The organism is Fimbriimonas sp. LA-C6 (assembly GCF_055398105.1).
Map to the genome: position 1 here is coordinate 2,098,931 of NZ_AP038796.1, position 26,934 is coordinate 2,125,864.

Below are 26,934 nucleotides of genomic sequence, written 5' to 3' on the forward strand. Positions count from 1 at the left end.
GCGTTTTTCGTCGGATATCGGTACCCTTGAATCTATGACCGCAGAAATCATTTCAGTGGGAACCGAGCTACTACTGGGACAGATCACCGATACTCACGCACCCGTTATGTCTCGACTCCTCGCCGAGTGCGGTATCTCCTGCACCCGACGTGTGACCGTTGGCGATAACACCGAGCGTCTGCTAGGCGCACTCAAAAGTGCCCTCGAACATTCAGACGTGGTCGTCACCATCGGAGGCCTGGGCCCAACGCTGGACGATATCACGCGGGACTGCATCGCTGAAGCTCTCGGGGACAAACTGGAACTCGTCCCTGAGGTCGAAGCTAATCTGAGAGAGTTTTTCGCTAGTCGCAACGTGCCCTGGGTCGATTCCACTGCCCGGCAAGCCTACAAACCAACCTGCGCCACCCTCATCAATAACCCCAACGGAACCGCGCCAGGCCTGCTCTGCAAGAAGAATAACAAGGTGGTCATCGCCCTCCCCGGACCCAAAGGTGAGTTCGACCCCATGGCCTATGGCCCGGTGAAAGAGTTCCTCGCCACCCTATCCGACTCCGGCACCATCCACAGCCGCACCCTTCGGATCGTTGGCATGGGCGAGACCCAAGTCGAGGAGCTCGTCAAGCACCTCATGGACTCGGCGAACCCAACCGTCGCACCCTATGCTCATGTAGGTGAAGTCCACCTCCGACTCACCGCAAAGGCCGACAATTTGCCCAAAGCGGATCATATGATCGACCCAATCGATCAGGAGATCCGCTCGCTGCTCGGTGACGCCGTCTATGGCGTGGACAACACAAGCCTCGAAGAAGCTGTCATCAACCTTCTCATCCAGCGCCATACCACGGTGTCGCTTGCGGAGAGCATGACCGGCGGACTCCTCGCGGAGCGCCTCACCAACGTGCCAGGCAGTTCCCAAGCTTTCGCCGGAGGAGTCGTCGCGTACCGCCCCCACGCAAAACAGGCGCTGCTCGGTGTACCTGGCGAACTACTCGATAGCCATGGCCCCGTTTCCGACAACGTCGCCCGGTCCATGGCCCAAGGAATCAAGATGAGGCTGGGGACAGCCTACGGCGTGTCCATCACCGGAAACGCAGGTCCCACCACGGACGGCGACAAGAAAGCCGTTGGAACCGTCTTCATCGCCATCTCCGGTCCGGAAAGACTGGTCTGCGAGGAAGCGCACTACCGCGGAACGCGGGAAGACATACGAAGACGCGCGACGCAGACTGCATTGATGCTTCTGCGCCGCGAGGTCTTAGCCAGCGATTAGTTGTTGAGCAGCATTACATGCTGCTCAATCTTTGAAACCTGGATCGTGAGGTGATCAGTGAACTTGTACTCAAGCCCCGTCGCATCCGTGATTCGGTCCAGGGCGTATTTCAAGGAAGTGCTGATCAGATAAGCGTCCAGCTTGAAGTTCGGCACAGATTTCTCAACCTCGATCTTCACACCTGTCTGCTTTTCGAACTCGGCGAACACGGTTCTCAAATCGGTCTTCTTCAAGCGAGTCGTCACACGCTTGTTCAACACCGTCTTCGGCAAAGTCCCGGCTGGTTTCACAACGGGCGTGATCGCTTTTGGTGCAGGAGCCTTGTGCTTGGTAACTACCTTCTGCACGTAGTAAACGTCGTCTTTGATCTCAACCTCAAGGTTGGCCTCTTTGCAGACAATATCCAGCGCCTTCTCAAACTCAATCTTATCGAGCGAAAGGTAGAGCGGCTTGCCTAAATTCTGCTGAAGAACAAACGACTTTCCGGCCTGCGTAAAAATCTGAGTCAGAGCCTCTCGAACATCGTGCCCCTTGGAAGTCACCTTCACAAAGATGGGGCCGGTCTGCTGAGCAGGCGGAGTTTTCGAAGGGGTCTGAGAGAATCCTGAGACCGTTAGTCCAACGAGGGCGATGGCGAGTGTAAGTGTTCTCATGATCTTCTACTTGATGGGTGTTCCGTCGGTGTTGTAGACCCGAATGCTTCCCGAACCTTTTCGGAAGTGGCGTACGGCTCTCGCTTTACGATGAGCTTTCTTAAGGGCAGCCTTATGCTTTAACGGCTTGGGTGCAACCTTTGCGACTGGGGCCGCGGGCTTCTTGGCAGGCTTAGGCTTGGTGACAATAGGTTTGGTGACCACTGGCGCAACTGTCTTTACGGGCGGGGTGGCTTTGGGTTGGGCAGTTGGCGTAGGTGTCGGAGTCTTCGCTGCAACAGGAGTCGTGGGTGTCGGTGTCACTGGCTTAGTAGCAAGAGGAGCCGCCGGCACGATCGTCGTTGAAGCGACCGGCGGTTTAGGGGTTGCTGTGGGTGCCAGAGAATTCGTTGCTGGGGTCGTGGTGGGAACGGTCACCTTCGGTGTAGTCTCCACCGTCTTCGCTACGGAAGCAGCAGGAGGTGTCTGTTGTGGCTTTACAGGGGCCTTTGCGGTCTCTGCGGGCGGGGTGGCTGCCACAATAGGTACCTCCGAAGCTCGGGGTCCAAAAAACTTGCCTTTCGATGCATAACTCATTGCGACTAACACCGCCGCAAGAGCGCAAGAAAGTGCCAACGGCTTCACCAAAGAAGGAGACTTTGCCGGTTCGGTTTTGGCGATCTCTGTCTTAGGTTGAGCCTTTTCAGCAGCCGGAGCAGGTGTTGGCTTAGGTTTAGGCTTGGGTGCTGCTTTCTTAGTGAGTTCCGCTCGCAGAGCAGCTGCCATAGGACTCTCTTCTGGAGCAGTCGGCTCTGGCTTGGTCATCTGCACGGCCGCACTGGTAGAGGCTGTGCCTCCCATCATGGACAGCAACGACTCACGGCGCTGATCGATGGTCCTCTTGCAATCAGGGCACTCTGCGATGTGTGCTTCAAGCTGACGCACAGCTTCCGGAGACAATGCGTCTCCTGCAATGTACCGGCCGATCTGACCGTTGGCGATTTGACACTCTAAGTTTTTAGCTGACATCCCTAACACCTTTTGAGAGGTTTTTCCGTTCGGGCCGAAAGCGACCCAATAGGTATGTCGGAATCAACCCTGGGATATTTAGGGGGAAATCAAAAAACGTTTTGAATTTCTGTGATGGCGTACCGGATGCTCTTACCCACCAAATAGAAAATCACGATCAACGGGCGCTCGCCTTCCGACTTGAGATCCTTCCGAAGCTTATCCAGATCCAATCCAGTCGAGCGCTGCTTCAAAATCGGCGTCGCCGAATCCAGCCGCTTCAGCGCCCCTCGCAACCGCTTCAAGTCGAATGAATCCGTCTCCAAAACCCGATAGCACCGCAACCAAGGCGACTCAACTGCATCCGCCCCCGTCAGGTAGCCCACCGAATCCGCCAAAGGACGAAGCCCATATTGCGCACAAAGCGTGCTCGTTCCGTGAGCCCGAACCGCGGCCGCATCGCAGTCAAACATGTACTCCAAAGGAGCAGGAACAGACCCAACCGGCATCCCTTCTTCCAGAACCTCGCCCGATTCAATGTGGACAGCCACCATGCCACTCTTTGCCTCGGAACCGCACATCACGAGCGCCTCGCGACACTCTCCGCCAAACGAAACAAACTGAACACCCCTGCCCAGTTCCTGTAAGAGATCGTCCGAAAGCAGCGGAGACAACTTGATGATCCCCAGCTTCAGATCGCCAAAAAGCTCTCCGATCTCCACAGGATTCGGCGCAAACTCCTCAATGTTCAGCGTCCGCCGACCGTCCATCCGCCGAGCCGGGTCCGCCACCGCATACTCCACGTCCCCGCGCTCCCTCAGCCAAGCCACAGAGTCTTCCTGCCGCACGTCCGCCTGCAAACCAAGCGCCTCCAGATTCCAACGCGCACAGTCTGCCCGCTCGCGGTCCAACTCAAAACCAATCGCGGGCCCCCGCTTGGCAAGAGCAATCAGGTCGCTCCCGATGCCCGCCGTTAAGTCGATCACCGTCTCGCCCGCAGGGAAAAGCGACGCGTGATACTCCGCAACACGCTCATGAGTCGCCTGCTCCAGCGCCTCTTTCACGAAGAACATCTGAGCCGCCTGCCCAAACTTCCCCGCCGCCTTAGCCCGAAGATCCCACTGCACAAACGCCCATGCCGCAGATTCATGATCCGTCTGCTTCGCGACGCGAGTCATGTTAGTAGGAGTCTGAGGAACCCCCTCAGCAAGTCGAACGGCCTCCAATCGCAACGGATGCATTAGCTCAAAAGGGTAGCACGAGATGCGGGTGCTAGAAAATTAGCACAAAACCCTTGGCATCCCAAAAACAAGGTGCTAAGATATTAGCACCACCCGGCCGGGGGCCATTTGGAAGTCAACGCCTATGCAACACAAACTCAGTCGCCGCGAGCGACAGATCATGGACATCGTCTACGAGAAAGGGCACGTCACCACGCAAGAAGTCCTAGACGCCCTTCCAGACCCACCCGGCTACTCCGCAGTTCGCGCCCTCATGCGAATACTCGAAGAGAAAGGCCACCTCACACACCAGCAAGAAGGCTCGCGCTACGTGTTCTCCGCGCTCGAAGCACGCCAAAACGTCGCCAGCACGGCCCTCCAAAACGTCGTGAAAACCTTCTTCGGAGGCAACCCGGCAGAAGCCGCAGCCACCCTCCTTTCTAACAAAGAAGCCAAGATCAGCCGCGAAGACCTCGATCGATTGGCGGCATTGGTTGAAGAAGCTCGGAGGAGCGAGGAAGCATGAGCACGTTCGCACAAGAACTCATCGTCCGTATCACTCTCGTCGTCTGCATCGGACTCACGCTCGTTTGGATACTCCGAAAAGCCTCCGGCGCCATTAAGCACCAAGCACTTCTCTTAACCCTCATCGGCGTGGCGGTGATGCCCGCGCTGATGTCTTTCGGTCCCGCCTGGAAATTACTCGTCCCGGCACCCGTCGCACCACAACTCCCCCAGGTTGTAGAGCTGAAACCCGTACCCAAACTGTTAGTCGAACCAGCCAACACACCACACCAATCTCCGCTTGATGAACCAGTCCCGGCTGCCATCCAACAACGTGAACCGTTCGACCCGAGCAAGGTGGTACTCACCATCTGGCTTCTGGGCGCAGCCGTTCTTCTTGCTCGAAGAATCCACCAAGTCCAAAGCCTGCGCAAAATCATCCGCGAGGGAACCGCCGTTTCACCAGAAATTGCCAACCAGTTCCAAAGCCTAGCCGGCACGCAAGCCGCCAAGATCCAGATCCTGAGCACGGAACTCTCTGCCCCCGCGACCTGGGGACAAACCATCCTGCTCCCCAAGAGCTCCCACACTTGGACCGAGCAACACACCCGTGTCGTGCTCCTTCACGAACTCGCCCACCTCCAGCGGCGCGACGCGCTCTCGCAGTCACTCGCATATCTCGTCTGCGCCTCATGCTGGTTCAATCCGCTTCTATGGGTCGCTTCCCAAAGGCTGTGCCAAGAAGCAGAAAATGCCTGTGACGAACAGGTGCTCCAAAACGGAATCACCCCCTCCCTCTACGCCAAAGTCCTCCTAGAAACCGCCCGAGGCCTCCGAGGACTGCCCGTAGCCGGAATGGCCAACTCCCATCTGGAATCACGCCTCGTCCGAATCCTAAAAGGAGAAACCTCAAAAGGCGGACGCGCCCTGAAGCTCGCCGTCACCTGCGCAATAGCCCTCGCGCTCACCCTCATCGGAGGAGCACGCCTAGAAGCTATTGCAAAACCAATGGTCACCCAGAGTCAAGGAAGTGGCATCGAAAAAACACTCCCAGACGGCACCGTGGTGAGACTCGACAGCGTCGGCAGAATCGCCTCAAACCTCCACCCCGAGGACGCTTGGCTCCCCGATGGAACTGCATACAAAGTGGTTTCGGAAAAGCTCATCCCCAACAATATAGAGGGCACGCCAGGCTTTAACCGACTGCAAGTGCAGTTCACGATCCGATCATCAAAGAATGATCTGGAGTCAAAACCAGCATCGATCAGCGTGATCGCTATCCCAAAAAACGGCTCGGCCATCCAATTCTTCCCCCACAGTCTTGAAATCGACCACAGTCCCATGAGCATCAAATCGGGACTTCCCCTCAAGGGATCAATGGCCGATCTTCGAGTGAGCGTCGCAACAGGCACCTGGATAACCAAGAGAACGCTGAAGCTAAATGATCCCATTTTCAAAAATGCCCTTGGAGTCCAGATCCGCACCGGATCCAGGTTGATCGTCATTTATAAAAATGGGACGCATAAAGCAATTCCCTTCCCAGTAACCGAATTCCCACCGTTGTCCAGTGCCACGAGGATCGTTGCCGTCGATTCCAACTCAAAGGAGTTACCTCACGCCGGAATCAAGGGACCGATGTATCTCATGAAAGGCAGTGCCTATGGCCCCTACGATTTCGCGAAGGCGATCGACTTGCGAGACCCAGGAAAAGTCAAAGCCTTCCAACTCCAAACCAGAAAGTACAACTTCGCCACCTTCCCCAACGTCAAGCTGAAACCAGCCGACGAGGTAGTTCCTCCGCGCAAGTGAAGGTTGTTTGCTCCTAACGGATTCCATCCAATAGGAGCAAACCCTAGGTCACTTCAAACAATCGACGTCCACCGAAGGTGGAGCGGCCATCTCGATAATCCCGAAGTGCCACTCCTCCGGAGGGCGATTTGCCAGTCCAAACCAAGGCGGCTTGCCTGCGTCTTCATGGAGAACCAAAACCGCCGAGGTCTTTGCGGGATCGGACTCTGGTCTCTCAGGCTCCCACACAGCGGGACCGGTCCGCTCACCGGTGATCCAACTCCAGCTCCCGTCCTTGGATCGTTGACCACCTACCCAATTCCAACCGAAAGCCCCATACTTATCGGCCAGCCACTTCTCCTGAGCAACCGTCCGGATCGTCGCCAAATGCCCGCCCATCCGGCGAGCCATCGACTCTCCGATATCCCATGTAGTCGGGTAGGGGGTCAGCACGTAATATCGACCATCGGCAGGGCAACGACAAGCGCCGTTCTTCCCAAGAGGCGGCGGATTGGCGATCTGCTTTCCTGCGGCCGAGTACATCTTGTTGTACACAGCCACATTCAACGGCATGCCCATCGCCTTAAACTCCTCACGCCGATCTTCACCGCTCACGCGCGCCATCACTCCCATCACAATCGATAGCCGCTCGCTGCCCGACAATTTGCCCTGAGGGTAATCCATCAACGGAATCCCATCCCGCCGGATCGACCGCATCGTCTTCTCCAAAACTTCGGATCCGTATTTGATTGAGAACCGCTCCACCATTCCGGCCCAAACTGCGGATGCTCCAATCTTGGTAGTCGAAAAGTTATCGCCGCTCTTTATGGATGTCTGAAACTGGTCAAACGATCCCGCGAACTCCGTGGATTCAAACTTCATCCACTCCTCGAACGGAGGAACATTTACCACCCCCTGAGTCGTGGGTGAATTAAGCAGCCGATGCACCCAGGCGTTCTTTAGAAACTCCACCATATCGTGGAGTGTGTTGTCGGCAAGGTCGTCTCCGTGCTCGATATATCCCACGCGCGTCCAATCCGATAAGTTGTGACCCATTTCATGAAACATAAACCCCAACCGCCAACGGTTCGAGTCGTTGTCACCCATCGTATGCTTGCCTATCGAGATGGGATTGCCAGACTCTGCGCCCCAGATAGAGGGCCTATACAGAAAGCACTGTCGTGCACTTGAGGGCGTCCCACCAAGTAGGTCTCGCGTAAACTCGTAATATCCATCAGCAACCCCATCGGCCCCCGACTCGGTCATCCACTTGTCGTACTCGGGAGGAACGATAAAGTCCAGATGCTTCGTGGAATGGACCACCACGTTCGGATCTTCCGGAGTCCGAACACACAGGTTCCAATCCACCTGCTCCGCGCCACTCTCATCCTCAGCCTGGACCTTCACCAGGAAACCACCACTCACGGGATTGCTCCATACAATCCGATTGCCCTCGTCTATCGCCATGCCAGGCGGTCCCTTGATCAACGACCACCTGACGGTGCCCTTTGGTTGCCTCAACACCAACTCCGGCCCCACAAAAGGCCTGCCCGTGATCCAATTAGTCGGTCGAATATAGCCGGTCTTTGGCTTCCAAAGAGGGTTCTCCAACGGCTGCGGCCACTGCGGCCCACCCTGAGCCAAGCTCACCGAGGCAAGTCGAAGGAGGCTCAAAAGCAAGACCATCTGGCCAGTATAACGCCACCTAAAGTCTCGTCCCCATCACTTTTGTCAGAACCCAACAGACCCGAATCGATTTGTGCGGCTAAACCTGTAATTTGCGTTTCAATTGTTCGGCAGACTCGTAGGATCTATTGGATATGTGCCTGTTCTGCCAGCATTACTAGCCGACTGTGAATGCCGCGCACACCAGGAACAGCCATAATTTATGAAAAGACCCGTCGGTGCATACCGAGGCGAAACAAAACATGAGCAGTACGATCCCCACTCCCCCAACCGCAGCAAAGAAAACCTGGCGCGAAAAAGTCGGTCTTGCTGAGATGCTCAAGGGCGGCGTCATCATGGACGTCGTCAATGTCGAGCAAGCGAAGATCGCCGAGGATGCCGGCGCCGTAGCCGTCATGGCACTGGAGCGCGTCCCAGCCGACATCCGTCGCGACGGTGGCGTGGCACGCATGAGCGATCCAGAAATGATCCTGGAGATCAAAGCTGCCGTAACCATCCCCGTCATGGCCAAGTGCCGAATCGGTCACTTCGTAGAAGCCGAAATCCTCGAAGCTCTCGAAGTCGACTTCATCGACGAAAGCGAAGTCCTCACCCCGGCCGACCACGAGAACCACGTGGACAAACACCTCTTCACCGTCCCATTCGTGTGCGGCGCGAAGAACCTAGGTGAAGCCCTCCGACGCTGTACCGAAGGCGCAGCCATGATCCGAACCAAAGGCGAAGCCGGAACCGGAGACGTCATCGAAGCCGTTCGCCACATGCGAACCATCACCAGCGAAATCCGAACCGTCCAAAACGCACGCGAAGACGAACTCTACATCCTCGCGAAAAACCACCAGGCTCCCTACGAACTCATCAAGTTCGTCCACGAGAACGGCAAGCTCCCGGTACCAAACTTCAGCGCAGGCGGAATCGCAACCCCAGCAGACGCCGCTCTCATGATGAAACTGGGCGCAGAGACCGTCTTCGTAGGCTCTGGCATCTTCAAAGCAGGCGCAAGCCTCTCCGAATCCGAGCGAATCAAGGTCCAAGCCAGAAGAGCCAAAGCCATCGTCGAGTCCGTGCTGTTCTACAAAGACGCCAAGAAACTCGCCGAGATCAGTAAGGGACTGGGCGAAGCCATGGTAGGCATCAACTGCTCCGAACTCCCTGACTTCCAAAAAATGGCCGACCGAGGCTGGTAACCCTCACTCCGACTCCTCTCCTTTCGTCCCCGAGAGGAAAGGCCGGAATAGGAGAGTCCTCAGAACCCTCGCCCTCATCCGTGAGGGAGAGGGCAGGGTGAGGGTGGACAACCCACCAAATCCCCGAACCTAACGCGCACAAGGAAAGGTCGGGATAGGAGAGTCCGGCTACCCACTAAAACAAAGCCCGAAGGTGGTCGCACAATGCACCACCTTCGGACACATTCACCGGCCAAGCCTCAGCGGAATCGCCAGATAACCGTCCCGAACGAATTCAAAGACTTCGCCGAGTACGACTTCGCGTGCCCATCCGCAAAAATCACAGGCGTGGAACCGTCACCATTCCCTGATGCCCCATAGACCGCATAGATCGGCTTCAACATCCCAGCACCCAAACTCGTGTAGTTAGTGCCCAGGTAAGGCACCTTGCAGATATTCACATCTGCAATCAAAGGCAGCCCCTTCGCGTAATCGTTGTCAGGAGAGTTCGGTCCGTTATATGGGTTGAAGACATATCCCCGCTCCTTATCAGCAGACGTAGCGTTCTTCACGCTCGGAGTCGTCGCAAACAACCCCGTCTTTGCAGCCTCTTCGGCAACAGAGAAACTGGCTGCACTCCCAAAACCTTCCGTACCAGCAGGCGCAGCTCCCACCACAGTGGTTGCCCCAAGAATGACGCCCGTGGCATCGCTATATCCAATATTCTGCCCCTTGCGCTCCGACCAGTTGTGGGCAAACTTCCCGTCAGACCCGGGCACCACAAACAGGTCCTCGTTCTTCACATAAGAGTAAAGCGCCTCCGTCCAGATGATGGGATTAGGATCCGCAGTCCCATTTCGGCTCGATGCCGGCACGAAGTAATCATCATTGTCCGTGGCATACATATAGACGGCAGTGCCAAGCTGCTTCATCTGCGCCAGCCCGCGAGTCTTCTTTGCGGCCTCCTTTGCCTTGGCAAAGACAGGAAACAGAATAGCTGCCAGGATGGCAATGATAGCGATGACGACCAGAAGTTCAATAAGTGTAAAGGCTTTTCGTAACATAGGATTTTCTCCTTGGCACCATGACGGAGATTGGGCCGGGTTCCGTTCAATCAATTCGGGGCATAAACACCACCGACTCCGCCCTCTCACTATACTGTCGAGTTCAACAACTTCCAAATAGCCAAAGTTAGCGCCGGCTCATCGTAATTTCCCCCAACAATGAGACAAACTGAAAGGACTCTTCCAGGCGCTTCGCCTCAAGGTGTTTAGGTTTTGACCCTCAGAAAACTTGTCCCGTTCGCAGTGCTCGCACTCATGGTCGTGTCGTGCAAAAACGACTCTCAGGGTTCCGCCAAAAAGGCCTCCCCATCCGTCACCGTAACCCAAGAGGAAGAGACCCCCAAACAAGAAGCCACCTTCGAGATCAACCTCCGGTCCCTGGGCCAGCGCGTACCCGTGATCATGTATCACGACATCATCCAAGAGCGCACCAAAGACTCCGTCTGGTTCGACTGCACCACCGAAGAGTTCCGCAAACAGATGGAACTCATCAAAGAACGCGGCTATCAACCCATCAGCATCGACCAGTTCCACAAACACCTCACCACTGGCGAAAAGCTCCCCGACAAAGCCATCCTCCTCACCTTCGACGATAACTACCAAGGCTTCCACGACAACGCCCTGCCCATCCTTCATGAGTTCAGCTACCCAGCCGTCATGTTTGTCCACACCGGATTCGTGGGCCACAAAGAGGGCAGCCACCCCCACATGGACTGGCCAACCCTCAAAGAACTGGTGAAAGATCCCCTCATCACCATCGGCAGCCACACCGTCACCCACCCGGACCTCCCCAGCCTCACCAGTTCTGAACAAGAGAAAGAACTGGGCGACTCCAAAAAGGAATTAGAAAAAGAACTCGGCAAAAAGATCGATTACTTGGCGTATCCTGAAGGCAAAAACGATGCCGTTAGCCAAACAACTGCACGCACCCTCGGCTACACCATGGCCTTTAGCATCGTAAACGGTCAGGCAGAAGACTCGCCGACCATCATGTGCATCAACCGGTACATCCACACCCGCCTGGAAAAAGCACTCGAAGACTGCGAGACCGAAACCAAAGGCGGAGTCATGGGCCTTGTGGAAACCCCCTGGAAAGAGATCGACGTCGCCTACCGAGAGGAAGAGATCGACGGCAGAAAACTCGCCATGGTCCTCGGCGGCAAACCGTTCACCGTCACCTCCGAAACCCGAGAGTCCGTTCTCGACTTCATGCACCGCACCAACACCGTGGCAGGCATCAACGGAACCTTCTTTGCTATGGCCGCCATCGCCGCAACCGACAACCGACTCGTCGGCCCCTGCAAAACCCAAAAAGATCCGGAGCTCATCCCCGACAGAGAAACCGTACTCTGGCCCAAACTCCGAAACCGCCCGCTGGTCATCATGGGCCCCACCAAGTTCGCCATCGTCCCCTACAACCCAGATCGACTCAACGAAGACGCCGTCTACAAAGGCTTCATGCCCGACATGACCGACACCTTCCTAGGCGGAGTCTGGCTGGTCCACAACGGCATGCCGCGCGAGAAGAACGACCTCAAAGTCTTCGGCTCCAAAGACATCGAAGACCCACGCCGCCGAGCCGCATTCGGCATCATGGCCGACGGCACCCCAGTCGCCGCCTGTAGCAAAGACTCGGTCCCCTCTTCCAAGTTCTCCGAGATGCTTTCCAGAGCAGGCGTGCAAGAGGCAGTCCTTCTCGATTCCGGCTTCAGCACGTCCTTGGTGTACGGAGAGAAAATCATGGCCAGCGGCCACAGCACCCCCACCACCCCCAGCCGCCCCGTCCCCCACGCCATCGTCTTCCAAGGCACCCTAGACCCCGCCTCCAAATCAGCCGCCGAAGCCGCCATCCCAGCCACCACCGCAACAGCCGACGGCAACGACCACAAAAAACGCCGCCGCCACAAGAAAAAGAAAGCCGCCGGCCCCGACGTCCAAATCACCGCGACGCCGACAAACCCTTGAGCTCGTTGCCGTCCAACGGCTTCAAAACCCGGTAGCCGGTAGATCCTATCGGATGATTGTTGGGCCCCCCATGGAACCGCATCGCCGGATGATAAACAGGGAAATTGGCCCCACGCACAACACGCCGACCTGGAGGCGATCCTATTTGCAGCTTAGGACAATCAAGGAGAATCGGCGTGGCCAAAAGCTCATCACGAGTGCGTCTTCCCTGGAAATAGTCTAAACACCACTCACCATAACCATGCTCTGAAATCGGTTGTGGTAGGTATCGCTCTGCAATCTCCCACTCAACTTCTCCAGGTAATCGCCCACCTTGCGACTCAGCCAAGACCTTAGCTTCTTGAAATGTAACAGGTTCCTTGTGAAGAGGGCCGATGTAGAAGCCTTGGATCTCAATGGTTGTCACGGGGAACGCCACTTCAAGCGGAACCGGAAATCCGGTGGAACTTGAGCAGTACTTCGCAACGCCAGGTGTAGAAGCCTTCCATTCTTCCACCTCTACTGGACTGATTCCGATCCGATACTGACCCGGAGGAACAAACAAGAAATCACCGTCACTATTCATTCTTCAACTTGGCCAGACACGATTTTGTCGCCTTGCAAAGCTACTTGCTCAAGCCCATCATTCTTCGACTTTCGAGACCAAATGCCGTACCGAATGCCAAGAAGTGGAGCGTAATATTTGTCCACTGCCCCCTCAACAACAAGAATGCCATCAGACTCACGAGAAACAGCGAAGCAATGGCTAACTCCCGCCTTTTGCGCGCTAGCCCAAACCTTGCGATGATGGCACCAAGTATCAGAAATGTCGTTGAAAATAAGATATCCCCGAGCTTTCCCTGATCGGCAAACAATTCAACTTGGAACTTAACATAGAGACTTAGTCCAAAAAGAAGGCTCAACCATAGAATTCCAATCAGAATGTTGCGTCCCATCAATCTATCCCTCCACAGCGGTGCAGTTTCAAGTCTTGCTTTAGCATAACAGCCGATCTTCCCTACATGTTGCTCATCCTTTCGGATCACTTCAAGGGTGGCCATGTCAACACCACTGCGTGGATGGTCCCAGCAAAAAGCAGAACCCTCACCCACGTATACTCAGAGTCCAGGTCCTCGTTGCGAATCAATTTCAATCCGATGACCATGAATGCCGTGGAGAGCACAATTCCGTAAGCAGCCTTTCTCGTGGAAGCAGCTCCATGAAGCGGCAGAATATAGACGCTGTTCGCTGCCATGGCAAACGCACTGCAAAATGCAGGGAAATGCTTAGAGCACTTTCCACTCAATACAGCCTTAACCATGCAAGCGGCAACCCCAAGGGCTGCTATCCCCGACATAAGAATCCCTGAGACCGGAAACGGGGAAATCCCTACCCACAGATAGATCAGCATGAGCACTTGCATAGAAGCGCGAAAATGCTCCTCGATGAAGACTCTGAGATTCATATTTGCACTACCGCTTCACCACACAAGGAATGACTTCGCATAGGACACGCCACATTTTGGCAACGCTTCGCAGTCACGTAGCTTAGATTTGAGAGTCAAGAAGCAGGCAACTTCTGAAAACAAAGAGAGCCCTGCAAAGACCAAGAGCACCTCGCTTTGGGGACGCATGACACGGAGGTTCACGATCTGGCAGAGCAAGATCGTCAGGAGACTCAACACCCCAACCGCCCTCCGGCCCACCGCCGCAAATTCTGCCACCAAACAGCTACGGCCAAAACCTGAATCACGACGCTCAGTAGGAATAACATCTTGCGGGTCCAAATGTCCCGTGCTTACTATAACGCGTTTGTAGGCAAGAGCGTCCACCCCATTGCGTGCCAGTGACAACTCATCTCACACCGATCTAGACCCGCAAACATCCTCGCGTAAGGGCGAATGCTCTCGCTAACCTTGCGAAGCCACTCTTCGGAAAGCCAATCCCGATCCATAAATGGGAGAAATGGAGCTCGACTTGCCTTGTCTAGCAACGCATAGGTCGCCAAATACCGCGCAATGCTGGACGGCTCCACCCATCGACACGCGCTTTGGAAGTCGTTCAGCGCCGAGATCCCGTCCGAAAGTTCCCCGTCGAGGGTTTGCCAGTATGATATGTGCTCTGCCACCGCGTTGGACACCGGATTTTCAGGCTCAGCCAGCGCAGCACGGTCTAGCTTCAGGTTCAAAAAGAAGCCAAAGTCCGGATCGTAAAAACCCTCCATGACCTTCCAGGCGGACCGCGCTTCGGCTCCTTCGTCCTGGTCTACACGGAAGGAATACAACAAGGATTTGTACAGCATGTACAGCGGAAACAGCCTAAAATCTGCCGTTGCGAGAGGTCGGTGACCACTTGCAAGCCACCATTTAAGATCTTCCTCGGTGGCAACTTTCTGTTCAATCAACAAAGCTCGCGCCCGTTCCGAAAGCGAAAGCAACTCGGCATCATCATGCCGAATGATCGCTTCGGCTACAAGGTGCCGTATCTTCTCAGATTCGCCCAACCAAGCCTGTGCAATCGTCAAGGGAGTTCACTTAAATAGGGGAACAGGTGCATGTTGTTGGGAGGAGACTTCATAAATCGATGGCTAAGTGCGAGTCACTTCATTCCTCTGACATCTTAGGGCGAAACGGGTGAATCGCACCAGCGGGAACAACGAATTTTCGTTTGGCATCGCTGATTCCGGGCCCGCACATGGAAGCAATCACAGAACGGATGCACACCCTCACCAGGTTCGCTTGGCCAACGATCGCTTCCTCGTCCAAGAACCACTCAGGACCAGCGATGAGCACCCGCAACTGCTCGGTGATAAGATAGGTGAAGTCCCTGTATTTGGTGAGATCACGAACTGCTGACCAATCGGCAATCAAATCCTGTCTGTTCTCAAAAGGCGATTCTAGGTGTAGGTAGAACTTACGCAGGAGCACCAGAAACTGAAGATCCTCAAGCTCGGGCTCCTGGAGCGCACGCCTGAAGATTGCCAGCGAAAAAGTTTCCTCGGGACTTATCCCGCTCACCTCGCGCTTGGCAAGGAGTTCCAGTCGTACGGGTTCCGTCAGGAAACCGTCGACAAACTCCTGAACCTGAAATTTCTGCTGTTGTTCCATGCCGCATTACGACAAGCTCACTATTATCCTCCACAAAGGGAGCAACGATCTGGTCACAAAAATCGCTATCGCAGTTTCAACCAACGTGAAGCCTAGCCCGCATCGCCTCCGGTACATGCTTCAGATCAATGGACTCACCTCAATATCTTGCGTCTTTGACTTGACTCTTATGGACTCCACCCAAGCCTCTGCTTGCGATGCCTTGATGGCCAGCCGTACGTCAGCGAAATTGCCCGAAGCAAGCGTATTTACACCGAAAACCGCGACGACAGAGGATTCCAAACTCAACATAGGAGTCATGCACTAGGTGGGAGCTACCTGCAGTGATGAAAGCAATACCTGCCCGAAATCCAGGATCGGGCCAATCTGTCCCGCACAGTTCTGAAACTGACTTTGATCGTCGGATGTAACGAGTTCCACAGGTTGCGCTATTCCCACCAGCAAGATCCCAGGTCACAGCTTCCTTTTCGCGGAGCGGACCAAGGAGCAGCGATGTCACCGAAGGTCCACATGCGTTCCATAACCGAAATCCGTCCCAATCCGGCCAACTCGTGAACGCACTGGGATCGATCAGTAGCCACCCAATGCCTCACAAGCCCTCGGATGTTCTAAAGCAATCGAAAGCGTAAATTCTATGTCCCTAATTCAGGAAGGTGACATCCAGTTCATCCCGGAGATCAATCGACTCCAACACTGAGTCCGGGCACCTACCGAAGACGACATCCGAAGCCATCTCGCGATGTTCCATGCTCAAAATCACTTTCTAATTTTTAAAAAATAGCTGACTCCGAAGTCCGTCCAGAATCAAGAGTCGAAGAGGATCTGTGCTCATCTGGAGCTCCAGTTATTCTGCAACATTCACTTCAGCAGATACCAGTAAAGAAATTGTTACAGATGGATCGCACAAGCTTATAACCTTTCTTTCCCATTGAAAAACCAATTCCACGTCTGACGACCACATCACTAAGAGCGAATGATTCGCATCGAGCTCTCTCAGATAACTATCAAGAGAGTCGCCGATGAGTTCCCTAACCTTCTCGGATGCATTCGCAAAGACGAAGAGAATCCTAACATAGATACAGGGCTCCAAACGCGCAGCTGTTAACACCATCTTTCCCAACACGCTGCCGATACTCGGGAAAACAAGACTTGGCACCACACCCGAGTCTTTCCTAGCTTTGGAGACGGCGATAAAGTCTTTCAACTCAGATCAGTCCTATGATTTCATATTCCATGGGAGAAAAATAGCCGTGTTCTTCTGAGTAGTCGAAGACAATCGGGCAACACGCGTCTGGTGGCCCAATCGAATCGATCGTAACAACTCTTCTTAATCCAGGAATTTTCGATATAGCTTTGTACTTGAAATTCGACAGCGTCAAACACTGAGGAGATTCTATGGATAGAGAATCCTCAAATAACCACCAAGAAACAGTGAAGGGCGCCTTAGGCGGAATGAAGGTTTCTCTAAGATCCTGCAAGCTTGCTTTGCTGATCATGTCTTGGTCGATGTCAGCAAGTAAATCAAAGACCCCATCCATCAGCATGAAATGGACACCAGGCAACTCGAAAGCGGCCTTCATATAAGTTCTCAGAAGTTGCTGCGTATGATCGTCCCACATGCTTGTTATCCGCGTGATCCAAAGCAGATTCTAATCCGTCTCCACCCAACCGAGGCGAAAATAAGAGATATTCACCCTGGACCATCCGAAAATGAACGACTCGACGTGACAAGCGGAATGCCGAGAACGCCCCCAACATAAAATTCCATATGCAAAAACAGAAATTGCATGATAAAATGTACGCGTGTACACGACGGGAGTCGTTGCACGCAACTCCTTACTCAAAGAAGAGAAATCATGCAACGATATAAAGCGTTTACGCTCATTGAACTCCTCGTCGTTATTGCGATCATCGCCATCTTGGCAGCTATCCTGTTCCCCGTCTTCGCCCAAGCGAAGGCAGCCGCTAAACGGACCTCCGACCTTAGCAACACCAAAAACATCGGACTCGGAATGCAAATCTACTCCTCCGACTCCGACGACTGCGTCCCGCCCATGATGCAAGGCTTCTGGGACCAGCCACGCTACCGAATCGTCCTCTGGAAAGACTCCATCCTGCCCTACATCAAGAACGGCGGCCGATACGTTAAACCAGACGGCACCGCCTACTCCGGCACCAGCAACCAAGACGGCGGAATCTTCGCTAGCCCAACGTACTCTGGCTCCTGGTCCACCAACGGACTCGACCCCAACACCTACGGCGACTCCTCCACCCGATTCCCACGCAGCTACGCCCTCAATGGCGACGCCGGACTCAACGAGGGAATCCGAGGCTCCAACGATGCAGGAATCTGGCCATGGGTCGAATACTGGTCCTGGGAAACACCTCAAAACAAAGGCGGCAGCGGAAACATGACCGCGCTGGAAGCCCCCGCCTCCACCATCATGCTCTCGGGCACGCGCCAACCTTGGCCCAACACTGGAGCCTGGTACCTCGTCTTCGGCTGTGGCTACCAACCCAACTCCTGCGACACCACCGATAACAGCGTCACAACTGGCCGAGGCGTAGGAAATGGACTGCTCAACGCCGGCTTCTTCGACGGCCACGCCAAAGCCGTGAAAGGAACCAAGTCCGTGGCCGATGACCTCTGGGGAAGAGCCAAGGCAGACCCAGGTTCACAAAAAGACATCCTGGGATACATCACCGGCTACAAGGAGTGGAACTAGCCACGTGCTTGCAACCCCCATCAAACTGGCTCTCATCTCCGCCGCCCTATTGCTAGCAATAGGCTGCGGAGATTCCAACGACAACAAGCCGCCCGCAGCGGCCATGGCGCCCAGAACCGAAGCGCCACCCAAGGTCCCCAACAGCGTAGAAGAGAAGATCCAAGCCATCGAAAAGGCCGGACTCCCCGAGGACCGCAAGAAAGCCGAAATCGAAAAGGTCCGCTCCGGCAAGCTATAAACAAACTCCTCCCCCAACGCAAACCGCATCAGGGGAGGACCATTTCCGCTTAGGGCTCCAAGCGCCAGCGGGTCTTGATGAACTCAAGGTAGATGCGGTGCCGGTCATGATTGCTCATGTCCCCACCCATTCCGTGACCACCGGTCGGGTCCAGCGCCAAATCCACTAGGTAGCCCTTGCCGTACTGCAACAGCTTCTGATACACCTTCACCGTGTCCTGGTAGAGCACGTTGGTGTCTTCCATGCCGTGGAGCAGCAATAGCGGAGACTGAAGCCCCTTCGCCTTGTAGGTCAACGAATACTTGTCCAGCGTCTTAGGATCGCCAATCACGCCACCCGAGTACCAGTTGTTATAGTTCTGCCACTCCGTAGGCCCAGCGCCAGCAATGCCAAGCGTAAACACGTCAGGAGCCGTGTACATGCACATCTGCGTCTGGAATCCACCAAACGACCAGCCATTCACCGCAACCTTCTTTCGGTCAACTCCATAGTTGGCTTCCAGGTACTTCACGCCATCGCTCAAGTCTTCCACCTGAGCAACACCCGGGTTCTCCCAGTTCGCCTTACCAAAAGCTGCGCCATAAGCCGATCCACCACGCGGGTCAATCGTCACCGTAACAAACCCGTACTTCTGAGTCAAATATAGGTTGAACCAGTAGGCAGTCGAGTTAAAGTCACCCGCCGTCACCGACTTGTCTTTCCCAAGAGGGCCGCCATACACATACACCATCACGGGGTGCTTGTCTTCCTTCTTCCAGCCATCCGGCAAAAACATAAAGCCGTGGACCGTCTGTCCGTTCCGGTTCGGATAGCTAAACAGCTGAGGCTGCTTGATGTTCATCTTCTTGAACACACTCAGCTTGTGGGACTCCGTCAGCTGCGTCTCATCGCCCCCGGTCTTGGAGTTCAAAACATACAGCTCATTCAAATGAGTCCAGTTCTTAAACGTAGTCGCCGCATGGTCCTGCGAGTGACTGAACACCGGAACTCCATAGTTGCCGTCCAGCTTGGTCAGCCGCTTCATGGCACCCGTCTGCATGTCCACCCTGTAGATGTCCATGTAAGCAGGGTTCTCCTTGTGAGAGAGCACCAGCAGCTCCTTACCGTCCTTCGTCATCTCCAGCGGATAGACCTCAAAATCACCCTTGGTCAGCTGGTCGGCGCCATCTTTCAGCGGATCAATCACCCAAGCGTGCCGGAAGCCGCTCGTCTCTAACAAAGTCACAATCTTCTTGCCGTCCGGCGTCCACATCGGGTTCGCCAAGGTGTTCGAAGTGTGCTCGCCATCTTCCTTCGTCGCAAAGACCGTACGAACCTTCTGAGTCTTCACATCCGCAATCTGCACATCTACCGAGTGCACATTCCGCTTCCAAGAAGCGAATACCACCTGCTGCGAATCGGGCGTCCACGGCTTGTCATCCAAACTCAAGCCCTCAAGCTCGTTCCCGCCCTTAAACCGCCAAAGCTCCCAAGGCTTCTTCTCGGAGTCCTTCAGATCAACTAGGAACAGAGCCTCTTCACCGTTAAATTTGTCTTCAGAAACATCGCGTTCGGCCTTCTGTGCCTGCGCAAACCGCTCCCGATAGCTGATGTAATCCACGGTCCGGCTGCGTCCGTTGGACTTGTTCGCCACAATCAGCATCTTGCTCTCGTCCGGCGAGAGCACATACCCACCAAAACCGAAACCATCTGGCAAAACAGGGTTCAGCTGCTTGATCATGGAGCTATCAAACTTCATCTGATAGATGCCATCACCGCGTCGGAAAGTAAAGCCCGTGTCGTCCTTGATAAACCGAACGTCCATCTCGCCATCGCGCGTCTCGGTCATGCGCGTCAGCTTGCCGTCCTTCATCGACAACCGATAGATGTCGCCCTTATAAACCAGCAACATCTCATCCGACTTGTTGGCCCAGTTAAACTCGCTAACGCCGCTATAGGTCACCTTCGGCGGTGGAGGAGTCTTCCTGCGCTCAATCGTCCATTCGCGCCACTCCAAGTCGGTCATCTTCTCGACTTTCTTGTCCTCTTCCACGTCCTTCTTCTTCTGTTCAATCGCCTTGACAATGGTGGGATCGAACGGCTTAAAGGTCTCGGTAGAAGTAATCCGCCGGGTCTTATGCTCCTTCGAGTCATAGATCCAAATATCGGATCCCATGTCATCGTAGCCGTTCCACAGGTAAGCCAAATACCGGTCATCCGGCGACCATTTCATCGCCATAGCGGTCCTGCCGTAGAAGCTTTTCCGAGGAAACAGATCGTCGAACTGAAGATTGCTGGACTGAGAATAACCAAGACTGATGGTGAGCAGGCTCACCAAACACAAGTCTCGACAACGAGATCGAAAGGCCATAACCCTTAGATTAGCAGTGCAGGCGGCCCAGGTACAGCGTTTAATGCAAGTTCTTTGAGATAGACGGCACTAAGCGTTCAACACCCGCTCAGCCAAGATCATCGCCACAAACGCATCCACCGGCTCAGGCGGAACCTGCAACGTTGAAGGCAAGAACCGACGCCACCCCTTCCGAGGGTTGTACTCCCAATACCGCTCACGAGCATGCATCGTGGTATCCCGCTCGTCCACCACAAGGGTCGCCATGCTTGGCAGATGCTCGCGAATCGCCAGCAGCACCTCGCTCGAATGCGTCCCGCCCCCCATGATGATCAGCTGATAAGGACAAGCCGCGTAAGCCTCATGCAGCTTCGGCAGAACAGCGCTCGTCGGCACCACCCCATGCCAAACCATCACGCATTTGCCCTTCTCCGTCCGTCGAACCACGGCCATGCCGCACTTCGAAGTGCCCGGATCGATGGCTAAAACCGTCTTCTCGCTCATTTAACGCGGAACTCCAAGCGTAACTGATCCGCCGCCCGCGTATCGTCGATGGCCCGAGCCTCCAACCGCACAATACGATGAGTGGACAAAATCTCTTGGTTCAATTGTAGAAGATCGCCAATGGAAACCGATCCAAATGCCTCATCCCCACTGGTGCGAGGGATCATATGATCCTTGCGAGCCTTCTCCTGCAACTGAGTCCGCAAGAAGTTCGTCACGTCCGCAAAGACCTGCGCCTCCGACCGTCGCCCATCAATCCGCGTCTCAGCAACGATCTGTCCAAGCTTGTAAATCACAGGGTTAAGCTGAACGTCCACATCAATCGAGACCGATTCTCCGCGGAACGCATTCAAACTTGAGGTGGCCAGCAGGACCGTCGGCTGCTTGCTCGCCATCAGGTTCTGAATGATGATCTCCTTCAGCTCATCCACCGAGATCATCTGCTTGGTCTTAGGATCCGGCAGCGGATACAAGTCGGCAATCTCGTAAGTCCGATCCTTCGTCACGTGGCTCCGAGCGCCCCGCTCCTCTGCAACCACTCGCGACATCCGCATCAGAGTCGTCAAAGCATTCTGAGCCTCCTCACGAGACGGATTGGCTCGCACGGGCAAGCGCGCCATCTCTTCACCCAGATTAAAGATCAACCGCTGGAACCGACTCGGACCAAACGTGGAGCTAATAAAGTTGGTCGTCACACTCAGCTGACTCTGAGCCTCTAGAAACGCCTGCCGAACATTCTCCAAGTCCCGCTTGCTCTGCTCCAGATTCGCCTGCGTAGCAGCAAGTTCCTGCTCGGTCCGTTTCTTAGCAGTCTCCAGCTCAGCCTTCTTCTGCAGAAGGTCCGTCAGCTGCTCGTTCTGCTTGGCCAAGTCCTTCTTCTGCTCTTCAATCTGGCTCTGGATCGTCTGAACCTGATAATCAAGCGCAGCAGCATCCTTTTTGCTTTCATTCAGCTGCTTATTGGTCTCGCCAAGATTCGCTTCGGCGATCTTGATGCTCGCTTGAAGCTCCTTTCGCTGCTTCTCAGCGGCAAACAGTGCGAAATCAGACTTGGCCAACAGCCCCTTCGTGTGAGACAGGGCCTCGCGAACACTCTGAATCTGCTTCTTAAGGTTCCCAACCTTGCCCTCCAAGCCATCCTTAAGCGCCTGGAGCTCCTTAATCTTCTGAGTCTGACCATTCAGCAGAAGCTTGTTCTCCTGAATCGTCTTCTCCAGTCGTTTGCTGTCCCCAAGCTGCTTTTGATAACCCAGCTTCGCGTCATCGGACTGCTTCTTAAAGTCGCCGATCTCACCCAAAAGCCGATCGCGCTCTCGAATGGCCTTATTCCCTTCGAAGATCCACTGACGAACCGGGAGGCTCAGCACGGAAACAAAGATGATGGTGAGCAGGGAGACCGTCACACCCAGCAAGATCGTCCCCAAAGCTGCCGTATGCCGGGGCCGCAAGCCCGCGATGCTCAGCCGCTTCTTACCCAGCTTCTTGCCGACATGATCCGCAGCGTACGCAATAGCGCCGCTGACGATCACAATCACTAGCAAGAAACCGATGGGTAGTAGATCCACTCTTTATTGACCTATACAAGCCTAGCTTACAAAACGTTGCGACGCCACATTATTGCGCCACTAGCCACCAAACCAATGATTAACGGGCAGAAGCTAGCAACCCAAGAGGGGAAGATCCCTTTCGAGGCCCACGTAGCCATGAAGTTGCTCACCGTCATATAACCAAAGATAATGGCAACTGCCAGAGCAAATCCGGCCGCCGTCCCCGTGCGATGGTTCCGAATCCCTAGGACCGCACCGAGAGATCCAAACACCAAAGCGGCCAGCGGAACCGTGATCTTGTTCCAATACCCATACTCGTAATTCGCCAGCGTCTCCTTAGACCGATCTCCCAACTCCCGATGCCGGTCTGCATAAGCGCGCAGCTCACTCATCGACATCGTATCAAACTGGTCATCGCGCTCGGCGGTCAGCTCCGTAAAGCTCATCCCCAACTTGGGGACGGTTTCTGGCCACAGTCCGTTCTCCAGCCGGATATCGGTCCGCGAATCACCCACGCTAATAATGTGAGCCTCGCCAACAATCTTCCAGTTGTCCCGGTCCGAAGGATCAAACCGCATGCGCTTGGCAAACATCACGGCGGTCTCTTTCTCGTCCTTGTCGTAAGCAATCACGGTCACACCCTCAATGGTGCGGTCCGTCACATTGAAGCTACGCGCATTCACCCAAGCCTTCAACTTGGTCTTCTCAATGTACGGATAGCTGGTCGGCTGGTTGGTACTGATCTGCTTGCTCTTCAAGATCTCGTCCCGCAACCGAATCGTCTGCTTACTCGCCGCCGGAACAAAAACCTCGTTGAACCCAAACGTCGCAGCCGCAATCACCGCCGAGAAAACAACCACGGGAAACACAATCCGGTAGATGCTCGCGCCAGAAGCCCGCAATGCGACAATCTCGCTGTCCGAGCTAAGCCGACCAAACCCCAACAAGCTCGCAAGCAACACCGACATCGAGAAGGTCTTGACCAACACTGCCGGCATCAACAGCATCAAGAACTGCACCACCAGACTCGCCGGAACACCGTCCGCAATGTAGTTGGTGACAATCCCCAAGTAAGTACCCGCCATCAACAATGACGAGAACAAGCCGACGCCGAAAGTCCAAGGCCCGGCTAACTCCTTCAGAATGAGCCGATCAATCTTCAAGCGGTGGCTCTCCGTCCGTTTGTTCCGCTCGCTCGGTATAGCCCTCTACGGCCTCAATCGCCAACTCATCGGCGTCGCGAACCAAGTGGTCAGCATTGAACTGTTCGCCCAGATAATGCTTGCGGACACGCTCGTTACTCGCAACCTCTTTCGCGGTACCCGAAGCTTCGATCTTGCCGTCGATCAGAATGTAGTTCCGATCCGTAATCCTCAGAGTCGCCACGATGTTGTGGTCCGTAATCAGGATCCCAATGTTGCGCCGCTTCAGCTTAAACAGAATGTGCTGAATCTCTTCAATCGTCACCGGGTCAATGCCCGCAAACGGCTCGTCTAGCAGGATGAATTTCGGCTCCGTCGCCAGCGCACGAGCAATCTCAACACGCCGCCGCTCGCCACCCGAAAGCACGTTCCCAGTAGAGTGAAGCACCCGAGTGATGTGCAGCTCTTCTGCAATCTCCTCGATCTTCGCCTTCATCTCCTTGCGAGACTTCCCTGCAACCTCCAACACCAGCTTGAGGTTGTCTTCCACCGTCAGCTTCCGGAAGACGCTCGCCTCCTGAGGCAAATACCCAACACCCGCCCGCGCCCGCTTATACATGGGCAGCTTCGTCACATCCGCGCCATCAAACAGCACCTTGCCACCGTTCGGCTTCACCAGGCCCACCGTCATGTAAAACGTGGTGGTCTTGCCCGCACCGTTCGGCCCCAGCAGCCCAACAATCTCGCCCTGGCTGATGTGGTAGCTAACATCGTTGACAACAGGTCGGCCCTTGTACTGCTTCTTCAGCGACTGTGCCTCAATCTTCATCGGCCACCCTTAGAAAGCTGCGCTGTGGTGGTGGTTGGCTGCCCCACACCGCTCAGCGATTTGAGCGTTTTGTCCTTTGCCAGAACCAGCGTGAACTGATCACCCACCAGATCCGTCGACATCGTCTCCACTCCGGCTTCCTTCTTCTTATAAATAAAGTGAGCGTTGCCCGAGACGGTCAGCTTGCCTTCTTCTGCCACCTTGCCGTTCCCGTCCGTGCGGTCCACCTCCACCTTATCAGCAGTCGCAACCACCGTCGTCACAGTCTGAACTCCCGTCGCCTTCACCGTTTCTACCCGCGTGAAGTGCACCACAACCGGACCCGTGGCATGACCCTTGAGAACGTCCATCTCACCCATCTCATCGGGGCGAAGCACAAAGTTCGAGGAGCTACCCGTCACTTCTACCGTCGAAACAAAACTGATCGGCACCTTCACCTTGCGCTCAGGAGTGCCCTTCACCTTATCCGCAGGCTCCGTCACTTCCACAAACCCATCACCCGAAGCCGCCTGGTTCAGTTGAAATGCCTTCGGAAGCGTCACCGTCTGGTCCACTCCCGAACGAAGCTGATCAATGATCGCGGAGGTCAGCACCATCTTCGAATTCTGCTTTCGCTTAACGGGAGGAAGCTTCGCCTCAACCAGATACTCATCTGCACGCTTCGTATCAAACTCAACGTAGGCGTTCCCCTCAACATGTCCCTTATTTAATTCGTAAATCCCAGACTCGTTGGCCTTCGCAAATCCCGACATGAGATTGCCCTTCATGAAGCCACCCTCATTGCGGATCTCCAGCAACATCGGCGTCCCAACGCCCTCAAACTTATAACTCTTTCCAAGAACGTCAACATCCACCGAGTTCATATGGAAGTTGCTCAGCCGAATCTCCCGGTTCTTACCGAGAACCTGGATCTTGCTCTGAGGAGAGATCAGCAACAGCAAAGCGAAAGGAATGGCCTTCATCATTCACCCACCGACCGAGACTTCTTAATCTGGTTGTTCTGATCCAACTCCAAAACGATCTCGCGTAGATCCTGCAACTCGCCCGCGTTGGGACCGTCTGTTTTCACCTTCACGCCGCCCGTCAATGTCAGCGTCGCGTTCACACCCGTCCGAACATAAACCAACTTCTCACCCGTCGCGTGGAGCGCATCTACGCCGTTCTTAGCCAACAGATCAATCCTGATATTTCGGGTCAGCGTCGCAGTCTTCAACGCCCCGTTCTTGTTCTTCTGGTTAGGGTCCAAAGTCAACTGCCCATTCGCTCCGTTCAACTCCATGGAGCTGCTCTTAGGCACCGAATTGTCCGTGACCTTGATAGGACCCGCAACCTGCACGGCGTCCTCTTTCACACCGGCCTGATAGGTGATCTTTGCCCCCGTAATCACCAGCGTCCGATCAACACCCGCCGCCTTACTTGCGCGTTCCATGCGAGCATTGCCAACCGCTTCCATCCACTGGAGCTTGTACTCTTTACCCACACTGGCCATCTTCAGATCCACCGTTTGAGACGTCGCATGAATCCCCTGCGCCTCCGACCGAGCATCCACACCGCCCCTCAACTTCATGCGCTGGACCCCTTTCGAGGTCTCCTGGCTCACAAAAGTCACAAACTGGATGCGAACCTTCTTATCCCGGCTCACAAAAGTCGGGTTTTGTGCAACGGCAACGGCTGCAATAAGCGCTAAGCTGACAGTGACATCGCGTCTCATGGTTGTTGGAAAAGTTCAGGAGTGCCGTACCGCTTCAGATCCTGGGTGGCAACGATCCTTGTGAATGTACCTATGGTTCCAGCGTCCGAACTCACCGAAACGTTCCCATCCGCATAAAACAGCTTCTTTTGGGCGTCGTAAGTCAATTTATCGCACCGCAGATCGGCCTTTTGATCTATCGAATGCACCAACACGTTCCCACTCAACTCCAACTTCTGAGTCAACTTGTTCGCCTGTCCAGCATCCGATTTGAAGGTACAAGCCACAACCTCTCCTTCATAAACCTTGCCAGTCACGCCTTCCAAAAACCCATGCGCGATGCTTCCAATGTCCGCACTGGATTTCAGGGTGGCCTTCTCCCAGCGGATGGTCCACAGGTGCTTGGGGTTGGGAGCGGGGCTGTACTCGTCCGCCGTGCCAGCGTTCATGCTCACGTCCGGCAATGGAGGCTGCTTCGGCTCGTCCTTCGGCTTTCCTGGTCCGTGAGACTTAGAACTCCCGCAGCCCATCAGCAGCAGAG

General features: G+C 54.9%; 27 protein-coding genes. 7 read left to right on the forward strand and 20 right to left on the reverse strand.

From position 1 onward, the window contains the following. Positions 1 to 34: 34 nt before the first annotated feature. Positions 35 to 1,273, forward strand: a complete 1,239-nt coding sequence (locus ACZ51B_RS09700; RefSeq protein ID WP_464297046.1) for a competence/damage-inducible protein A — start codon at positions 35 to 37, stop codon at positions 1,271 to 1,273. Here the strand turns inward: ACZ51B_RS09700 and ACZ51B_RS09705 are convergent. The 3 genes from ACZ51B_RS09705 to ACZ51B_RS09715 form a co-directional block, all read right to left on the reverse strand. Next, entirely contained in the window at positions 1,270 to 1,926 is a 657-nt protein-coding gene (locus ACZ51B_RS09705; protein ID WP_464297047.1) for a hypothetical protein, read from the reverse strand. The genes ACZ51B_RS09700 and ACZ51B_RS09705 overlap by 4 nt on opposite strands. Before the next feature lie 6 nt (positions 1,927 to 1,932). Continuing rightward, positions 1,933 to 2,934, reverse strand: a complete 1,002-nt coding sequence (locus tag ACZ51B_RS09710; RefSeq protein ID WP_464297048.1) for a zf-HC2 domain-containing protein — start codon at positions 2,932 to 2,934, stop codon at positions 1,933 to 1,935. 89 nt (positions 2,935 to 3,023) lie between these two features. Continuing rightward, complete coding sequence (locus ACZ51B_RS09715) at positions 3,024 to 4,154, reverse strand: THUMP-like domain-containing protein (protein ID WP_464297049.1); 1,131 nt, start codon at positions 4,152 to 4,154, stop codon at positions 3,024 to 3,026. Positions 4,155 to 4,278: 124 nt separating this feature from the next. Between ACZ51B_RS09715 and ACZ51B_RS09720 the strand changes: the two genes are divergently transcribed. Beyond that, on the forward strand, positions 4,279 to 4,659 hold the full coding sequence (locus ACZ51B_RS09720; protein ID WP_464297050.1) for a BlaI/MecI/CopY family transcriptional regulator: 381 nt from the start codon (positions 4,279 to 4,281) through the stop codon (positions 4,657 to 4,659). Further along, positions 4,656 to 6,446 (forward strand): M56 family metallopeptidase, encoded by a 1,791-nt coding sequence (locus ACZ51B_RS09725; RefSeq protein WP_464297051.1) that lies wholly within the window; start codon positions 4,656 to 4,658, stop codon positions 6,444 to 6,446. Before ACZ51B_RS09720 ends, ACZ51B_RS09725 begins: the two co-directional genes overlap by 4 nt. A 48-nt stretch (positions 6,447 to 6,494) precedes the next feature. On the opposite strand, the gene ACZ51B_RS09730 is transcribed toward ACZ51B_RS09725, so the two are convergent. After that, entirely contained in the window at positions 6,495 to 8,099 is a 1,605-nt protein-coding gene (locus ACZ51B_RS09730) for a C-type lectin-like domain-containing protein (RefSeq protein ID WP_464297052.1), read from the reverse strand. Between the two features lie 254 nt (positions 8,100 to 8,353). Between ACZ51B_RS09730 and pdxS the strand changes: the two genes are divergently transcribed. Beyond that, the gene (gene pdxS, locus ACZ51B_RS09735) at positions 8,354 to 9,295 is read left to right on the forward strand and encodes a pyridoxal 5'-phosphate synthase lyase subunit PdxS (RefSeq protein WP_464297053.1); all 942 of its coding nucleotides are present in this window, start codon (positions 8,354 to 8,356) and stop codon (positions 9,293 to 9,295) included. A gap of 239 nt (positions 9,296 to 9,534) precedes the next feature. On the opposite strand, the gene ACZ51B_RS09740 is transcribed toward pdxS, so the two are convergent. Beyond that, on the reverse strand, positions 9,535 to 10,338 hold the full coding sequence (locus ACZ51B_RS09740; protein WP_464297054.1) for a prepilin-type N-terminal cleavage/methylation domain-containing protein: 804 nt from the start codon (positions 10,336 to 10,338) through the stop codon (positions 9,535 to 9,537). Positions 10,339 to 10,551: 213 nt separating this feature from the next. Here ACZ51B_RS09740 and ACZ51B_RS09745 point away from each other — a divergent pair, with 213 nt between their 5' ends. Continuing rightward, positions 10,552 to 12,303: a polysaccharide deacetylase family protein gene (locus ACZ51B_RS09745; protein WP_464297055.1), complete on the forward strand. Its 1,752-nt coding sequence runs from the start codon at positions 10,552 to 10,554 to the stop codon at positions 12,301 to 12,303. Here the strand turns inward: ACZ51B_RS09745 and ACZ51B_RS09750 are convergent. The 7 genes from ACZ51B_RS09750 to ACZ51B_RS09780 all read right to left on the reverse strand — a co-directional run bounded on the left by ACZ51B_RS09750 (position 12,278) and on the right by ACZ51B_RS09780 (position 16,968). After that, complete coding sequence (locus tag ACZ51B_RS09750) at positions 12,278 to 12,868, reverse strand: hypothetical protein (RefSeq protein ID WP_464297056.1); 591 nt, start codon at positions 12,866 to 12,868, stop codon at positions 12,278 to 12,280. The two genes, ACZ51B_RS09745 and ACZ51B_RS09750, sit on opposite strands and share 26 nt — an antisense overlap. Positions 12,869 to 12,908: 40 nt before the next feature. Next, positions 12,909 to 13,343 carry a hypothetical protein gene (locus ACZ51B_RS09755; protein WP_464297057.1) on the reverse strand — a complete coding sequence of 145 codons (435 nt, stop codon included), beginning with the start codon at positions 13,341 to 13,343 and terminating at the stop codon, positions 12,909 to 12,911. Further along, a complete protein-coding gene (locus ACZ51B_RS09760; RefSeq protein ID WP_464297058.1) occupies positions 13,325 to 13,747 on the reverse strand; it encodes a hypothetical protein in 423 nt (140 codons plus the stop codon). The genes ACZ51B_RS09755 and ACZ51B_RS09760 overlap by 19 nt, the downstream gene beginning before the upstream one ends. 335 nt (positions 13,748 to 14,082) lie before the next feature. Next, positions 14,083 to 14,805, reverse strand: coding sequence for a hypothetical protein (locus tag ACZ51B_RS09765; RefSeq protein ID WP_464297059.1), 723 nt, complete (start codon positions 14,803 to 14,805; stop codon positions 14,083 to 14,085). 79 nt (positions 14,806 to 14,884) lie between these two features. Continuing rightward, entirely contained in the window at positions 14,885 to 15,388 is a 504-nt protein-coding gene (locus ACZ51B_RS09770) for a hypothetical protein (protein WP_464297060.1), read from the reverse strand. A gap of 844 nt (positions 15,389 to 16,232) precedes the next feature. After that, the gene (locus ACZ51B_RS09775) at positions 16,233 to 16,592 is read right to left on the reverse strand and encodes a hypothetical protein (RefSeq protein ID WP_464297061.1); all 360 of its coding nucleotides are present in this window, start codon (positions 16,590 to 16,592) and stop codon (positions 16,233 to 16,235) included. Position 16,593: 1 nt separating this feature from the next. Beyond that, on the reverse strand, positions 16,594 to 16,968 hold the full coding sequence (locus tag ACZ51B_RS09780) for a hypothetical protein (protein ID WP_464297062.1): 375 nt from the start codon (positions 16,966 to 16,968) through the stop codon (positions 16,594 to 16,596). 276 nt (positions 16,969 to 17,244) lie between these two features. On the opposite strand from ACZ51B_RS09780, the gene ACZ51B_RS09785 reads away from it, so the two are divergent. Both ACZ51B_RS09785 and ACZ51B_RS09790 read left to right on the forward strand, forming a co-directional pair. Next, a complete protein-coding gene (locus tag ACZ51B_RS09785) occupies positions 17,245 to 18,114 on the forward strand; it encodes a prepilin-type N-terminal cleavage/methylation domain-containing protein (protein ID WP_464297063.1) in 870 nt (289 codons plus the stop codon). 4 nt (positions 18,115 to 18,118) lie between these two features. Beyond that, positions 18,119 to 18,352, forward strand: coding sequence for a hypothetical protein (locus tag ACZ51B_RS09790; protein WP_464297064.1), 234 nt, complete (start codon positions 18,119 to 18,121; stop codon positions 18,350 to 18,352). Positions 18,353 to 18,401: 49 nt separating this feature from the next. On the opposite strand, the gene ACZ51B_RS09795 is transcribed toward ACZ51B_RS09790, so the two are convergent. The 8 genes from ACZ51B_RS09795 to lptC form a co-directional block, all read right to left on the reverse strand. Then, positions 18,402 to 20,702: a S9 family peptidase gene (locus ACZ51B_RS09795; RefSeq protein WP_464297065.1), complete on the reverse strand. Its 2,301-nt coding sequence runs from the start codon at positions 20,700 to 20,702 to the stop codon at positions 18,402 to 18,404. A 69-nt stretch (positions 20,703 to 20,771) separates the two neighbouring features. After that, positions 20,772 to 21,185, reverse strand: a complete 414-nt coding sequence (locus ACZ51B_RS09800; RefSeq protein WP_464297066.1) for a RuvC family protein — start codon at positions 21,183 to 21,185, stop codon at positions 20,772 to 20,774. Further along, on the reverse strand, positions 21,182 to 22,750 hold the full coding sequence (locus ACZ51B_RS09805; RefSeq protein ID WP_464297067.1) for a DUF3084 domain-containing protein: 1,569 nt from the start codon (positions 22,748 to 22,750) through the stop codon (positions 21,182 to 21,184). Before ACZ51B_RS09805 ends, ACZ51B_RS09800 begins: the two co-directional genes overlap by 4 nt. 26 nt (positions 22,751 to 22,776) lie before the next feature. Then, positions 22,777 to 23,895 (reverse strand): LptF/LptG family permease, encoded by a 1,119-nt coding sequence (locus ACZ51B_RS09810; RefSeq protein WP_464297068.1) that lies wholly within the window; start codon positions 23,893 to 23,895, stop codon positions 22,777 to 22,779. Beyond that, positions 23,885 to 24,703: an LPS export ABC transporter ATP-binding protein gene (gene lptB, locus ACZ51B_RS09815; RefSeq protein WP_464297069.1), complete on the reverse strand. Its 819-nt coding sequence runs from the start codon at positions 24,701 to 24,703 to the stop codon at positions 23,885 to 23,887. Before lptB ends, ACZ51B_RS09810 begins: the two co-directional genes overlap by 11 nt. Further along, a complete protein-coding gene (locus ACZ51B_RS09820) occupies positions 24,700 to 25,668 on the reverse strand; it encodes a hypothetical protein (protein WP_464297070.1) in 969 nt (322 codons plus the stop codon). The genes lptB and ACZ51B_RS09820 overlap by 4 nt, the downstream gene beginning before the upstream one ends. Then, the gene (locus ACZ51B_RS09825; RefSeq protein WP_464297071.1) at positions 25,665 to 26,414 is read right to left on the reverse strand and encodes a hypothetical protein; all 750 of its coding nucleotides are present in this window, start codon (positions 26,412 to 26,414) and stop codon (positions 25,665 to 25,667) included. The genes ACZ51B_RS09820 and ACZ51B_RS09825 overlap by 4 nt, the downstream gene beginning before the upstream one ends. Then, complete coding sequence (gene lptC / locus ACZ51B_RS09830) at positions 26,411 to 26,923, reverse strand: LPS export ABC transporter periplasmic protein LptC (RefSeq protein ID WP_464297072.1); 513 nt, start codon at positions 26,921 to 26,923, stop codon at positions 26,411 to 26,413. The genes ACZ51B_RS09825 and lptC overlap by 4 nt, the downstream gene beginning before the upstream one ends. Positions 26,924 to 26,934: the final 11 nt, after the last annotated feature.

What these genes read in the sequence shown, in the direction of transcription:
- pdxS (WP_464297053.1), top strand. Translation starts at nt 8,354, where the DNA reads ATGAGCAGTACGATCCCCACTCCCCCAACCGCAGCAAAGAAAACCTGG.
- ACZ51B_RS09710 (WP_464297048.1), bottom strand. Translation starts at nt 2,934, where the DNA reads ATGTCAGCTAAAAACTTAGAGTGTCAAATCGCCAACGGTCAGATCGGC.
- ACZ51B_RS09750 (WP_464297056.1), bottom strand. Translation starts at nt 12,868, where the DNA reads ATGAATAGTGACGGTGATTTCTTGTTTGTTCCTCCGGGTCAGTATCGG.
- ACZ51B_RS09705 (WP_464297047.1), bottom strand. Translation starts at nt 1,926, where the DNA reads ATGAGAACACTTACACTCGCCATCGCCCTCGTTGGACTAACGGTCTCA.
- ACZ51B_RS09720 (WP_464297050.1), top strand. Translation starts at nt 4,279, where the DNA reads ATGCAACACAAACTCAGTCGCCGCGAGCGACAGATCATGGACATCGTC.
- ACZ51B_RS09715 (WP_464297049.1), bottom strand. Translation starts at nt 4,154, where the DNA reads ATGCATCCGTTGCGATTGGAGGCCGTTCGACTTGCTGAGGGGGTTCCT.
- ACZ51B_RS09740 (WP_464297054.1), bottom strand. Translation starts at nt 10,338, where the DNA reads ATGTTACGAAAAGCCTTTACACTTATTGAACTTCTGGTCGTCATCGCT.
- ACZ51B_RS09700 (WP_464297046.1), top strand. Translation starts at nt 35, where the DNA reads ATGACCGCAGAAATCATTTCAGTGGGAACCGAGCTACTACTGGGACAG.
- ACZ51B_RS09785 (WP_464297063.1), top strand. Translation starts at nt 17,245, where the DNA reads ATGCAACGATATAAAGCGTTTACGCTCATTGAACTCCTCGTCGTTATT.
- lptC (WP_464297072.1), bottom strand. Translation starts at nt 26,923, where the DNA reads ATGGGCTGCGGGAGTTCTAAGTCTCACGGACCAGGAAAGCCGAAGGAC.
- ACZ51B_RS09800 (WP_464297066.1), bottom strand. Translation starts at nt 21,185, where the DNA reads ATGAGCGAGAAGACGGTTTTAGCCATCGATCCGGGCACTTCGAAGTGC.
- ACZ51B_RS09820 (WP_464297070.1), bottom strand. Translation starts at nt 25,668, where the DNA reads ATGATGAAGGCCATTCCTTTCGCTTTGCTGTTGCTGATCTCTCCTCAG.
- ACZ51B_RS09755 (WP_464297057.1), bottom strand. Translation starts at nt 13,343, where the DNA reads ATGGCCACCCTTGAAGTGATCCGAAAGGATGAGCAACATGTAGGGAAG.
- ACZ51B_RS09825 (WP_464297071.1), bottom strand. Translation starts at nt 26,414, where the DNA reads ATGAGACGCGATGTCACTGTCAGCTTAGCGCTTATTGCAGCCGTTGCC.
- lptB (WP_464297069.1), bottom strand. Translation starts at nt 24,703, where the DNA reads ATGAAGATTGAGGCACAGTCGCTGAAGAAGCAGTACAAGGGCCGACCT.
- ACZ51B_RS09780 (WP_464297062.1), bottom strand. Translation starts at nt 16,968, where the DNA reads ATGAAGGCCGCTTTCGAGTTGCCTGGTGTCCATTTCATGCTGATGGAT.
- ACZ51B_RS09770 (WP_464297060.1), bottom strand. Translation starts at nt 15,388, where the DNA reads ATGGAACAACAGCAGAAATTTCAGGTTCAGGAGTTTGTCGACGGTTTC.
- ACZ51B_RS09760 (WP_464297058.1), bottom strand. Translation starts at nt 13,747, where the DNA reads ATGAATCTCAGAGTCTTCATCGAGGAGCATTTTCGCGCTTCTATGCAA.
- ACZ51B_RS09795 (WP_464297065.1), bottom strand. Translation starts at nt 20,702, where the DNA reads ATGGCCTTTCGATCTCGTTGTCGAGACTTGTGTTTGGTGAGCCTGCTC.
- ACZ51B_RS09725 (WP_464297051.1), top strand. Translation starts at nt 4,656, where the DNA reads ATGAGCACGTTCGCACAAGAACTCATCGTCCGTATCACTCTCGTCGTC.